General features: G+C 49.3%; 10 protein-coding genes and 1 pseudogene. 8 read left to right on the top strand and 3 right to left on the bottom strand.

All coding sequences use genetic code 11. The features are described 5' to 3' along the window. Positions 1 to 4 precede the first annotated feature (4 nt). The 6 genes and pseudogenes from OEY58_17700 (at position 5) to OEY58_17725 (ending at position 7,191) form a co-directional block, all read left to right on the top strand. Positions 5 to 82 (top strand): annotated as a pseudogene (locus tag OEY58_17700) (methanol dehydrogenase). Positions 83 to 379: 297 nt separating this feature from the next. Beyond that, complete coding sequence (gene ppsA / locus OEY58_17705) at positions 380 to 2,761, top strand: phosphoenolpyruvate synthase (protein ID MDH5327291.1); 2,382 nt, start codon at positions 380 to 382, stop codon at positions 2,759 to 2,761. A 12-nt stretch (positions 2,762 to 2,773) separates the two neighbouring features. Then, a complete protein-coding gene (locus OEY58_17710) occupies positions 2,774 to 3,586 on the top strand; it encodes a kinase/pyrophosphorylase (protein ID MDH5327292.1) in 813 nt (270 codons plus the stop codon). Positions 3,587 to 3,722: 136 nt separating this feature from the next. Then, complete coding sequence (locus OEY58_17715) at positions 3,723 to 5,876, top strand: EAL domain-containing protein (protein MDH5327293.1); 2,154 nt, start codon at positions 3,723 to 3,725, stop codon at positions 5,874 to 5,876. A 139-nt stretch (positions 5,877 to 6,015) separates the two neighbouring features. After that, entirely contained in the window at positions 6,016 to 6,381 is a 366-nt protein-coding gene (locus tag OEY58_17720; protein ID MDH5327294.1) for a VOC family protein, read from the top strand. 105 nt (positions 6,382 to 6,486) lie between these two features. Further along, the gene (locus tag OEY58_17725; protein MDH5327295.1) at positions 6,487 to 7,191 is read left to right on the top strand and encodes a YafY family transcriptional regulator; all 705 of its coding nucleotides are present in this window, start codon (positions 6,487 to 6,489) and stop codon (positions 7,189 to 7,191) included. Positions 7,192 to 7,662: 471 nt separating this feature from the next. On the opposite strand, the gene OEY58_17730 is transcribed toward OEY58_17725, so the two are convergent. Both OEY58_17730 and OEY58_17735 read right to left on the bottom strand, forming a co-directional pair. Next, positions 7,663 to 9,072: a DUF5666 domain-containing protein gene (locus tag OEY58_17730; GenBank protein ID MDH5327296.1), complete on the bottom strand. Its 1,410-nt coding sequence runs from the start codon at positions 9,070 to 9,072 to the stop codon at positions 7,663 to 7,665. Between the two features lie 2 nt (positions 9,073 to 9,074). Then, positions 9,075 to 9,923 (bottom strand): DUF6502 family protein, encoded by an 849-nt coding sequence (locus OEY58_17735; protein MDH5327297.1) that lies wholly within the window; start codon positions 9,921 to 9,923, stop codon positions 9,075 to 9,077. 257 nt (positions 9,924 to 10,180) lie between these two features. Between OEY58_17735 and OEY58_17740 the strand changes: the two genes are divergently transcribed. Continuing rightward, positions 10,181 to 11,026, top strand: coding sequence for a hypothetical protein (locus tag OEY58_17740; protein ID MDH5327298.1), 846 nt, complete (start codon positions 10,181 to 10,183; stop codon positions 11,024 to 11,026). A gap of 72 nt (positions 11,027 to 11,098) precedes the next feature. On the opposite strand, the gene OEY58_17745 is transcribed toward OEY58_17740, so the two are convergent. After that, on the bottom strand, positions 11,099 to 11,557 hold the full coding sequence (locus OEY58_17745) for an Hsp20 family protein (GenBank protein MDH5327299.1): 459 nt from the start codon (positions 11,555 to 11,557) through the stop codon (positions 11,099 to 11,101). 312 nt (positions 11,558 to 11,869) lie between these two features. On the opposite strand from OEY58_17745, the gene OEY58_17750 reads away from it, so the two are divergent. Continuing rightward, positions 11,870 to 12,883 (top strand): hypothetical protein, encoded by a 1,014-nt coding sequence (locus OEY58_17750; protein ID MDH5327300.1) that lies wholly within the window; start codon positions 11,870 to 11,872, stop codon positions 12,881 to 12,883. The last annotated feature ends 177 nt before the right edge of the window (positions 12,884 to 13,060 follow it).

The raw sequence follows: 13,060 nt of genomic DNA on the forward strand, positions 1-13,060 counted from the left end.
CGGCATGGGCTGCGGCGGAAGGGGCGGCGGCGGAATGGGCGGCGGCGGCATGGGCGGCGGCGGCGGTGGCATGGGCGGCGGAATGTAAGCACCTTGCGTTACCGCTTCGGTGCTTCACCGGAGCCTATCAGCACACGCTGAACACATCGGGCACCTCAGGGTGCCCGATTTGCTTTTTGGCTTTACTAATCTTTTTATTCAACAAGGGGACCTTTTACGATACTTGTACTCCAGTAAGTCGTCCCTGGCCTGCGCGGCATTAATCCAATCGCGATATCTGTGCATCCACGCACTTCGTCCTTACCAAGAGCGTAACTGTATTTAACTACAAATCGGTCCTAAAATTATTCGTATAGTCACGCAATAGTGGGAGGACACCTTGCAGCACATCGTCTGGTTTGAGCAGCTTGGGATCAACGATGTTGATCAAGTCGGTGGTAAAAACGCGTCGCTGGGAGAAATGGTCTGCAATCTCAACAAAGCCGGTGTTCAAGTCCCGGGGGGGTTTGCCACCACCGCCAATGCCTACCGTGAGTTTCTGCAACAATCCGGTCTGACAGACAAAATCAACAGCCAACTTTCGCAACTCAACACCGATGATGTGGATGCATTGGCACGAGCTGGAAAAACCATACGCCAATGGGTATTGGAAGCCTCCTTCCCTACAGAATTAGAAAGCCAAATAAGAACTGCCTACCGGCAACTACAGAAACGGGGCACTGAATCGGTGGCCGTGCGCTCTTCGGCAACGGCCGAAGATTTGCCGGATGCGTCTTTTGCCGGTCAACAGGAAACCTTTTTAAACGTAAGCGGCATTGATGCGGTTTTGTCCGCCATCAAGGAAGTGTTCGCGTCTTTGTATAATGACCGTGCAATCTCTTACCGGGTACACCACGGTTTCGACCATGCACAAGTGGCCCTATCTGCGGGTGTACAGCAAATGGTCCGTAGTGATATTGGCTGTAGCGGTGTCATGTTCACGCTGGACACGGAATCCGGCTTTCCCGATGCGGTCTTTATCACCGCAGCCTACGGGCTGGGAGAAACGGTAGTCCAGGGGGCCGTTAACCCGGACGAATACTACGTGTACAAACCCACCCTGGCCCAAGGCAAACCGGCGCTGTTACGCCGCACGCTGGGCAGCAAGCTCATCAAAATGGTATACGCGCAGGGGCAGGAACACCAAACCGCCACCGAAACCGTACTTGTACCGGAACAGGATCAAAAACGTTTTTGTATCAGTGATGCTCACATCGAGGAACTGGCACGCCAAGCGGTCATTATTGAACAGCACTATGGCCGCCCTATGGACATAGAGTGGGCTTTGGATGGCAACAATCAGCAATTGTATATTGTTCAAGCACGCCCCGAGACCGTTAAAAGCCGGGATGGCGGTCATTGCATCGAACGGTTTCAGTTACGACAAGACACCCAAACAGCGGAGACACTCATCAGCGGCCGCGCCATCGGCCAACGCATCGGTGCCGGGCCGGCAAAAATCATAAATGATGTGAAGCAGATGTCCAGCGTACAAGCCGGCGATGTGTTGGTCACGGATATGACCGACCCGGATTGGGAGCCTATTATGAAACGGGCTGCAGCCATCGTCACCAATCGAGGCGGACGTACCTGTCACGCGGCCATTATTGCCCGTGAACTGGGTATCCCAGCAGTCGTCGGTTGCGGCAATGCCACCGATGTTTTGGCCACGGAAACAGAGCTGACGGTCTCCTGCGCCTCCGGTGATACCGGTCTGGTATATCGCGGCCAATTGGAATTTGAGGTGATTCGCACCCAAACCGGGGACATGCCGCCCTTACCCCTAAAAATCATGATGAATGTGGGCAACCCGGAGCGGGCCTTTCATTTTGCCGCAATTCCTAATGCGGGGGTAGGCTTGGCGCGGGTGGAGTTTATTATCAATAATATGATCGGCATACACCCCAAGGCCCTGCTGCAATTTGAATCGCAAAACGATGCGCTCAAAGCACAAATTCAAGACCGCATCAGCGGTTATCCAGGACCGGTGGAGTTCTATGTACAAAAACTGGCAGAGGGCGTGGCCACTCTGGGGGCTGCATTTTTTCCCGAACCGGTAATTATTCGCTTGTCCGACTTTAAGTCCAATGAGTACGCCAATTTATTGGGCGGTGAACACTTTGAGCCTCACGAAGAAAATCCCATGATCGGTTTCCGGGGAGCCTCACGCTATATCGCTGAATCCTTCCGGGATTGCTTTGAATTGGAATGTCGTGCCCTGAAATACGTGCGAGACGAAATGGGACTCAATAACATTCAAATCATGGTGCCCTTCACTCGTACTGTTGACGAAGCGCGACAGGTTGTGGAACTGTTGGCACAAAACGGCCTCAAACGGGATGAAAATGGCTTAAAACTCATCATGATGTGTGAAATCCCGTCCAATGCTCTACTGGCCGACGAGTTTTTGCAATATTTCGATGGATTTTCTATCGGTTCCAACGATTTGACCCAACTGACCTTGGGCCTGGACCGGGACTCCGGCCTGGTGGCGGGTCTGTTCGATGAGCGCAACGCCGCCGTCAAGAAAATGCTGCACATGGCTATAGATGCCTGTCGGCGCAACAACAAATATATCGGCATTTGCGGCCAAGGACCGTCAGATCACCCGGACCTGGCCCAATGGCTGCTGGATGAAGGTATAGGCAGTCTGTCCCTCAATCCGGACACCGTGGTTGAAACTTGGCTTTATTTGGCACAAGCTGCCAGTGCGTCCAAATAGAGGCGCCGGGAGTTGAATCATCGCAAAGTATATTTTATTTCAGACCGCACCGGGATTACGGCAGCCACCCTGGCCAATTGTCTGCTGACCCAATTTGACAATGTACAGTTTGATCGCATCAATGCCCCTTTCGTCGATACGGTAGAAAAAGCCGAACAGCTCCGGCAGCAAATCAATGGCACGACTCACTCGGACCGCCCGCTGATTTTCTGCACCGTGGTAGACCCGGATGTACGTGCTGTTTTTGACCGCTGTAATGGTTTTCTAGTGGATTTCTTTGACACTTTCGTCAATCCACTGGAAACCGAACTGGGAACACCTTCCACGCGTGTAGCGGGTAAAACCCATGGTTTGAGCGATTACGAACACTATAAGACCCGTATTGATGCTATCAATTACGCCTTAACTAACGATGACGGTGGCAGTACCCGACAGTATGAAAACGCAGACATTGTCATCATTGGGGTATCTCGTTGCGGCAAAACACCCACCAGTTTGTTCCTGGCAGTAAACCACGGCATATTCGCAGCCAATTACCCTCTCACAGATGAAGACCTGGATACGGACCGCTTACCGGCCGCGCTTTTAGCTTACAAACACAAGCTGTTCGGTCTAACCATAGAAGCCAGTCGCTTACAACAAATCCGTCACGAACGTAAACCCAACAGCCGCTACGCCAAACCGGCCCAATGCAATCATGAAGTCCAAAGTGCATTACGAATTTATAAGAAAAACGCCATTCCCTATGCGGACAGCAGCCACAAATCGATTGAAGAGATCGCCGCATTTATCCTACATCAAACGTCCATAACGCCCCGGCTATAATTTTGACTGGATAAGTGTTAAAAATAGTTGACGGATTTCCGATATAGAATACTGGGTGGTCAGCTCAGGTATTGTTGACAATCATTGCACACTGCGCTTTTTTAGTAGGAATATCTAAGCTGAAGGCCCTAATCCATTGAAAAACAAGACACTCCACTTCCCTCAACAACAGGACTATTACCATCGATTTGTGCATCTCAGCCAAGAATGGTATTGGGAATTGGACTCAATGGCACGTATCGTCCATAGCTCGCCCCAGGTCAAGGGGATTCTCGCCTACGAACCGGAGGAACTGGTGGGCCGCAAGTTTGTCTCCCTGATGTCCCATGCTGATGACTCGCCACAGGATGCAGCCGTTTTTGCCCAGCAGCGCATTCAGCAAAAGGAAACGATTGAAAACCTGGTTTGCAGCTTTTATGACCGTAAACAACGGATTCACTACCTGGAATTAAATGCCGAACCTTACTTCGACGATCAAGGCAACTACCTGGGCTATCACGGCGTTGCCCGCAACCTACCTGCACACGCCAACTTGGAATCCACACTGCACAATCTTGCCGATGGTTTTTCCGCCCAAACCGGACGCAAATTCTTTCGCTCTCTGGTAACCCATCTTGCCGATTTATTTCATGTGGACTATGCCTTAGTAGGCGAATTTACCGGTGAAAGACAGGACATGGTAAATATTATTGTGGTCCAATCCCGTGGCGAGATCTCAGAGAATTTTTGCTATCCCATCAAGGGTACGCCCTGCGAGGAAGTATATAACGGACAACTCAGTTGCTATGACCGCAATGTGCAAAATCGTTTCCCCAATGACCCCATGCTACCGGAAATGCATGCTACCTCCTATTTAGGTGCCCCCCTGTATGACAGCAACGGTAAAATCATCGGCTTAATGGCTGTAATTCACAGCAAACCATTTGCTCATATTACCTATATCCAATCCATATTTCGTCTCTATGTTGCCCGAGCCGCATCGGAACTGGAGCGTCAGCAAATGGTTCAAAACCTTGAACGTTTGGCTCATCAGGACGATTTGACCGGCTTATATAACCGCAATTTGTTTTTGAGTCTGCTGGAACAATCCATCGCCCGTGCCCGGAGAAACAAGGAACAAATCGGGTTGATATTCCTCGACTTGGACCACTTTAAGGATATTAACGATACCCTGGGTCACGAAGCGGGAGACCGCGTACTGACATTGATTGCCAAGAGACTAAAAGACACGGTGCGAGAGGAAGATGCGGTGGCTCGAATCGGTGGTGATGAATTCATGGTTTTGCTGGAGCAACTCAAAGATGAGGGTGATTGTCGACGTGTTGCTGAAAAAATTATTACTGCCATGAGCCAACCCATCAGAGTGGACCTGCACGATTTGCATGTTACGACGAGTCTCGGTATCAGCGTGCACCCCAATGACGGAAATGATGCCTCTACATTGATGAAAAACGCTGACATTGCCCTCTATCGCGCCAAATCCAATGGCCGCAATACGTATCAGCTCTACAGTGCGGATATGGGTAAATCACTGCAAAAAAAATTGAATTTGGAAAGCGAATTGAGACGGGCTGTTTCTGAAGGTGAGTTCGAGTTGTTCTATCAAACCAAATTCGATCTTAGCCGCAACCGGACTTACGGCGTCGAAGCTTTGCTGCGTTGGAACCACCCACACAAAGGCCGGATCAGCCCCGATAAATTCATCTATCTGTTAGAAGAAACCGGCGCCATTGTCAGCGTTGGAGATTGGGTGCTGCAGACTGCTCTGACACAAATTCAGTCCTATAATAGCAATGTTGCTCAGTCTCTTAACCTATCCGTCAACATTTCGGCCAAACAACTGCGCGAACCGGATTTTCTTACCAAATTGGATCTGGCCTTGAGTAATAGCGGCTTTGACCCAAACCGGCTGGAGCTGGAAATAACCGAAAGCGTCTTAATAGAAGAAGGCGACCATATTACCGAACTCCTGAACCAAATCAAAGAACGCGGCATACGCCTGGCATTGGATGATTTTGGTACCGGCTATTCCTCATTGCTTTATCTGCGTCGCTTTCCCATAGACTCCATCAAAATCGACAAGTCTTTCATCCGTTGCATCAAAGACAGTGATGACGACCAAGTGGTTGTAAAAACCCTCATTGAGCTGGCGCGTGCCCTGAGGCTGGGCGTGGTGGCGGAAGGGGTGGAAACCCAGGCGCAATTGGATACACTGAAACAAATCGGTTGTTTGCATATCCAGGGCTATTATTTCTCCAAACCTGTTCCCTTCCCGGAGCTACCTGTCTGAACTCTTTGCAGACACCTCTACCACTTTCCTGATAAAGACTACTGACACCATGCTGTCAGTAGGCCTGCTTTATACTGCTCCTCAGTCGGAAAACACACCGGCAAACCACTTTTCAGGACTTAGTTAAATGGAGAAAACAATGGGAAACCCTTTTTGTCATATCGAGTTAATGTCACAAGATCGTAGCGGTTCAGCTGAATTTTACGGACGCCTGTTCGACTGGGAACTGGTCAACATGCCTATGCAAAATACCGATCAACCCTATACCATGATCAATGTGGGCGAAGGTACCGGCGGCGGTATGATGCAACATCCCGAAGCCGACCAACCGTCTGCGTGGTATCCCTATGTGGGTGTAAGCGATGTAGCGGCCACAATCAAGCAAGCACTGGCACTGGGCGCCACCGTGATCAAGGACAAAAGTGAAGTCCCCGAGCACGGCTGGTATGGTGTCATTGCCGACCCCAACGGCGCAGTTATAGGACTGTGGGAAAATCGCGAATAACACCTGATTCAGTCGCAGTCCGGCGCCCCTTGGTTTCCACCAGCAACTGTGGTACAAACAAGGGGTGCCATACTGACTGAATAACATCTGACGAGTAGCAAAACCATGCGCCGAGCCGACCGGCTATTTCAAATCATTCAATTGTTGCGTGGTCGCCGCCTGAGCACTGCCAAGTGGTTGGCACAAGAGCTGGAGATCTCTGAGCGCACCGTCTATCGGGATATACAGGACTTGATGGCTTCCGGTGTGCCCATTGAAGGTGAAGCGGGCGTGGGCTATGTCATGCGCCGCGGCTTCGACCTGCCACCGCTGATGTTCACGCGGGAAGAGTTAACGGCCCTGACCCTGGGCGCACGTATTGTTCAAAGCTGGGCCGACCAACGCCTGGCCAAGTCTGCAGAACAGGTTCTGGAAAAAGTGGAAGCGGTGTTACCGGACAAACTCAAACAGGCCGAGGAAATCCCCTTATTCTCACCTATGACCCGTTTACCCCCTCCCGTGGCCGACACCTTTGCCCATTTACGCTTTGCCATTGAACATCGGGAAAAACTGCAAATCGGCTATATGCGCAAAGACGGCAAAACCTCGCAACGCATCGTCTGGCCCTTGGGTTTGTTTTTTTGGGGGCAGGTGTGGACGTTAACCGGTTGGTGTGAATTGCGTGACAACTATCGCAACTTCCGGGTAGACCGCATACAAGAAACCAATGCCACCGGCGAACAATATCCACAAAACCAGGAACGCAGCTTACAAGCTTATTTAGCGGAAATGAAAGCCTGTTATCCGGAAGTTATGGAGCGTTGGACTTAAGGAAAGGTGGGATTGAGTAGCGGCTTTATCGCGTATTCCACCATCTATGAGCACATTGTTTTTCGTAAGCAAGAAGGGTTGTAAGAAAGGAGCTTGGTGATCAAAGCTTTTATGGGACAACGTAAAGTCTGCCTGGTGGAATACGCAAAAAACGCTATTCGCGCACCAATAGTAGGGTGGAATAGCGGCTTTATCGCGTATTCCACCGAGCAGTGTTGCTATTAGCACATTGTTTTTCGTAGGCAAGAAGGGTTGCAAGAAAGGAGCTTGGTGATCAAAGCTTTTATGGGACAACGTAAAGTCTGCCTGGTGGAATACGCAAAAAACGCTATTCCACCCTACGGGTTAAGAGCAACGACTAACGCGCACAAATAGTTGGAATAGCGGCTTTATCGCGTATTCCACCGAGCAGTGTTGCTATTTGTGCTTTGCTTATTCCGTGCAAGAAGGGCGGTGACTACCCCACAAAATCTAATCTACAATTTCAATAGACGTCCAACTTATGTTGGTTCCCAAGGTACCGCGTATTTCCACAATATTGCCTAAACCCAATTCGGCGAAAAAATCCGTTTTTGACACGACAAGGCCCTGCTTTTTGAACTCCGTGACAGCACTGACATCGGCGGCCAGGCCCAATATTTCCACAATGGTTTCCGCAGTAAAACCGGTAACCGGACCTTGCAAGGACACTTGACTGCCCGCATTGCGAACCTCCACCCGGGTAATCACGACACTGTTCGCGGTTTCCAGAAGATTCCCACGCAGCCTTACTGTATCACCCACGCCTAATGTCGCCAAATCTCCATCGGTTAAGGCATCCGTATTAAACGTGTAAGTGGTGCCCATACCGTTAAAGCTCAAGGTCCCAATCTTACTAACGGCATCGATACTCACACCATCCAAAGGCGCTTCAATCCTCACCTTGTCTTCAAATTCCACCTCATCCGCTATGAGCACGCCATCCAGCATTCGGCCTTCGGCTTCCAACTTCATACCCACGTCAATTTCATCGGTGGTTCCACCGCTAAATACGGTGGCATTATCCACCGTGACAGGAACATTGTTAATGTAAAAACTGATGCCTCCACCTGAACCTATACCGGTAACATAGCCTTCCAATTCCAAACTATTGGAATCACCCGCCAACGGGGTTTCTTTACTGACTTTGGTAGCGCTCAGGGTATGGCTTGCCAAATCATAACTACCTTGTACTTCCAATACTGAAAATAGGCTCAACTGAGATTTAGACAACCCCGTAAATTCGGCAAGGGAATAATCCACTGATAAGGAACCAAAGGTAAAACGTTCCGTTGCCGGCGTCAGTGTATTCACCATGCCATGTACTTTGGAAGTAACAATAGCGCTCAAAACCTCGATCCGAGTCGCTGTAACTACACCACTGGATTTAATAAATCCACTCACTTCCACTAAAACTCCGGCGTTGATACCACTGAGATTAGCGACATTGTCGAAACGGGTCGTGGCCGGTACTTCCACGATTTGATCCAACACGGTCAAGCGGTTCACACTATCATTAGCCACCACCAAACCGCGAATGACTTCGTCCACCACTACGGTATCGGCCCGTCCGGTAACGCCATCGGTATTAATGCGACCGCTCACCACCACTTGCATTCCCAAACGCAAATCCGTTTCCGTCGCTGCCTGTCCGTCAATTTGAATATTGGCCGTCGCGGTATCGTATTCCACACCATTGACAAAAATACTGCCAAACTGGGTAATTCCACCCATGGCCTTATCCGGTGCCGCTCCGGTCCCGCCTTCGCCGCCGCTGCAGGATAAAATTACACCCAAAGGCAGTAACAGCAAACTCATAAACATGTGTGTTTTCAATTTCATAAACAACATATCGGCTTTCATGACTAATCCTTAACCGGGTCAATGGACCCCGGGTTTTCAAAATAAAAAATACCGATACCGCAGGCGGAGCGACCCTCACCTGCGGCTTCAGATCCACCCTGCAAGTCCGGATTGGCATCGCGGTCGTGCGCTGCCATATCGAGGTCTATTTTTTCCAGCAAGGCTTGAGCATCCTCTGCAATGAGTTGCTTGAGTTTGGGCACATAGGAACTTACTAGATTGTCGTAATAGACTTTTCGTTGGAAAAACGGTGCCTCAGCACCATTGCGGTAGATGTTGTGATCGATAGTGGCAATCAGGCCCGCCACATCCGTGCCTAGAATACTGAGCTTTTCCCCCTCCAATGATTCGGGAATATACACCCGCTTAATCAGTTGGATATCTCCATTAGTAAGCTTTTCGATGACTTGGGCTTCCATCAGTTCATCCAGAATGGTTTTGGCAGGAACGTCACCGCTGAAGGCCGCCACCAACTCCACAAAAGAAGGGCTTTGTTTGTTGTATGACAAGACCCGGGGTTGCTTCTGTTTGTCCAGAAAACGCTCATCACGCACCCAACCCGTGACCACGCGCGCAGCGCGGTTGTAACGCTCAAAAGCCCAAATATCATCCACCTCTCCCGCCTCTTTGACCCGCTGCACTTCTTTACGGGAAAGACCGGTGACGGTGGCAATATGGGAGTTCGTCTCTTTTTTGCCTTTGGCGCCTATTTCTTGCGCTGCCACTTCGATATAAATGGGTTTGATCAGATCGACGAAGGCTTTGTAAGGAATACCATTCTGCAGCAACAGTCGCACCAGCGGGCGCAACAGTTTTCTCAATGCGGCAAAAAGAACTCCTTGATGGCTCATAATTGTTCTCAACAATCGTGGGTATTTTTTCCCATTATAGATCCAATTCTCAAAAACCGATGCTCTGGAATATAAGAAATAATTATTTTTTCCCAATGTTTACCTATTATTGTGAACCGGTTCACATTTTGGAAACACTTTCCGGGCATCTCCTATACTGGGATTATTTTCCCACTATACTCAAATCATATCGAAATTGTATCCGGGCATAGCCTGTGCAACCCGATCCGAGTTAACAAACTTAAGAGGCTTATGAGATGAAAAAATTTGCAGCGAAAAAATTGATGGTATTAATACCCGCGAGCACCTTGTTTTTGACGGGTTGTTTGGAGGAAGTGACCTCGGAATTGTTTAGAATTGATGCCAATAATGCGCAGGACGTGATCAAAGCGGCTTTGGATGCGAAAGACGCTATAAGCCATGCATTTGATGCGGCTGAGGTGATGCTTAATGACACCACCACATATCCCTCGGGTACTTCGTACACCAATATCACATACAACGTCAGTTGTAACGACCCGGCATTGAACGCAACTACGATTCCAAGTAATGGTGATCTAACGATAGGGGGCAATTACTCACCAAGCGGTACATCCAATCTTACACTTTCCTTCAACAACTGTGTAATTCAAAATTCCACTCTGAATGGCTCACTGAGCATGAGTCATATTGAAAATGCCGGCGGAGTAGCTGACTACGACGAAAGTAGTCTGAGTGGCAGCCTAAGCGCGGATGTTACCTCGGACAGCGGTACACTTAGCTTGAATTTGAGTAATATCGTATATGACTATACACGAAATAAGGCCAATGCAAATGGCGCTATCTCCACCCCAGCCACCGAACCCTACACAGAATTTTTCCAACTGTCCTTATCTGTTCCATTGATGGGTTCGCTCAGCATTGATACACCGGTGATACTAGAGGGTGACAAAAAAGACACCGCTTCTAACAAACCCAGTATCGGCCAAATGACCGTAACGGCCGGCGGTAACACCGGTGCCCAACTGGATGCAAATAATGGTGTTGCCACTAGCTATGATGTTGCTGCCGATACCGATGGTGATGGTGTTTACGAAACCGCTGTCAATACAGTCAACTGGTAAGTTCTCCTAAATCCATCAAAAAAGGGAGCCTCGCGGCTCCCTTTCTTTTTGGACGTCACCTCAATACCACAATTAAGCCACTTCCTCCACCTTAGATTCAATCAGGCGGTCGTTGGATTCAATCTCGATAGTCCGCGGTTTCATGGCTTCGGGAATTTCCCGTACCAGGTCGATGTGCAATAAGCCGTCTTCCATTGCCGCAGACACCACTTTGACATGGTCTTCCAGCTGAAACTTGCGCTCAAAACTGCGGGCGGCAATGCCTTGGTGCAGGTATTTCTTTTTGTCATCGGCGCTTTGTTTACCGGTGACGGTCAGGTTGTTTTGCTCGGAAACGATGTTGACATCGGTTTTCTTAAAACCGGCAACGGCCATGGTAATGCGGTATTTGTCCTCACCGGTCATTTCAATGTTGTAGGGAGGATAAGTGTTCTTGTTACCGTCCAAACGGTTGGCGTTATCCAGTAAGGAAAACAAGTGGTCGAAACCGATGGAGGAACGATACAAAGGGCTTAAATCGAAAGTTGTCATAATATTCTCCTTAGAAGCAATATATTGGTTTACATCAGCCGGTACCAAGACCCGGCTTTTTGTCGGCTAACCTCATAGAGCGATAGCCTTAGTCAGTGTCGTCCGTGGCTTTCAAGGCCTTATGCCATCCATGGCACAAGCCTGCTTAATAGGTAGAGTCAGAAACTTTTTTTTCAAGAGGAATTTTTCTAAAAAACACATCCTATTGTTTTTATTGATCTTTTATTTGGCCGTAAAAAACCTTCCATTAAAGATTCCAAGACAGACAGCCGTTGAATAGGCAGGAGTTTAACTTTTCGGGACCTGCCTTTCATGAGCTTCAAATCCCTGCGCTTGATTCTTGTCATACTGTTGATTGGGCCGCCATCCGGCTTCGCTGTGGGCGAAACCGATGACATGCTCATCGATAAAAACCTGGTGGCAAAAGCCTTGATGATGTACCAACGAGATCCCCTGGACGAGGAAGGTCAATCAGCCGGAGCTATTATTTTCATGTATGCCTCCAAAGCTGACGATATAAAAATTGCACTGCGCGAGGAACTGGTCCCCTGGATTCGCACCGCCGACCCCGATGATCCGGTGTCGCAACAACTGCTCGTGGCTTATATTGCCGGTAACGTGCATTCACAGCTGACCCGTGGTGAGGCTGTGGATGACCCCAACAGTGGCGTGCGCATGGTGTTAAAGGTTTACGGCTTGTTAAAAAGCCGGCTCGAAGGGGTGGATATTCCGGAACTGGAACAGTTTGTTGCGCTGCAGAAACAAGGCAAACTGGAAGAACATTTGCTCAAGCTAAGCACCAACGCCTATCTGTCCGAAAAACAACGCGAACCCCTGGAAGGCCGAGTGGATTTCCCCAACCGCATTGGCGCTTTTCAATACGTCGGCACCCAAACCTACGGCAGCCCGGAACTGGGTATTTCTTTGCGCTATGGCCGCGGTGCCGGTCAACAGCATTACTTTGATCTTTATATCTACCCCATTCCCAATCAGGCTTTGAACTACAATGCCAATACCTTGATCAAAAGCCATTACCGCAATGCCAAAAGCGATATCTATTTCGCCCAACGCAAAGGTCTGATTCAAGACGTAAAGCTCAACGAAGAAAAATGGCTATCCGCCGACAAATACAAATTCCCCGCCGCACGCGGCATATTCGAACTGCAACGGGATCACATGTTGTTGTTCTCCACCGTTTACATCACCGTAAAAAACGACCACTACATCAAACTACGAGCCACTTACCCTAAAAATGACGCTACCGCCAAAGGCGAGCATATGATGCAGATCTTTCAGGACATGGTGGAACAGGTGTTGATTCGCTAAGACGAATCCATCCCGTAGACTGGATTAGCGCAGCGTAATCCGGTAAGCAGTGTTGATGACACCGCGGTGGTTGGTAAACTGACACGCTGTTCGGCGGAATAAGCAAGATAACGATAGAAAAACCATTGTCGCTTTGATGTAACGTTCGCAAACTATCTCTTTCACACAGCTGGTTAA

The organism is Gammaproteobacteria bacterium (genome assembly GCA_029882975.1).
Classification (GTDB): Bacteria; Pseudomonadota; Gammaproteobacteria; order SZUA-152; family SZUA-152; genus JAJDNG01.

Coding starts and splice junctions, on each gene's coding strand:
- OEY58_17720 (MDH5327294.1), top strand. CDS start 6,016: ATGGGAAACCCTTTTTGTCATATCGAGTTAATGTCACAAGATCGTAGC.
- OEY58_17725 (MDH5327295.1), top strand. CDS start 6,487: ATGCGCCGAGCCGACCGGCTATTTCAAATCATTCAATTGTTGCGTGGT.
- OEY58_17735 (MDH5327297.1), bottom strand. CDS start 9,923: ATGAGCCATCAAGGAGTTCTTTTTGCCGCATTGAGAAAACTGTTGCGC.
- OEY58_17730 (MDH5327296.1), bottom strand. CDS start 9,072: ATGAAAGCCGATATGTTGTTTATGAAATTGAAAACACACATGTTTATG.
- OEY58_17750 (MDH5327300.1), top strand. CDS start 11,870: ATGAGCTTCAAATCCCTGCGCTTGATTCTTGTCATACTGTTGATTGGG.
- OEY58_17740 (MDH5327298.1), top strand. CDS start 10,181: ATGAAAAAATTTGCAGCGAAAAAATTGATGGTATTAATACCCGCGAGC.
- OEY58_17745 (MDH5327299.1), bottom strand. CDS start 11,557: ATGACAACTTTCGATTTAAGCCCTTTGTATCGTTCCTCCATCGGTTTC.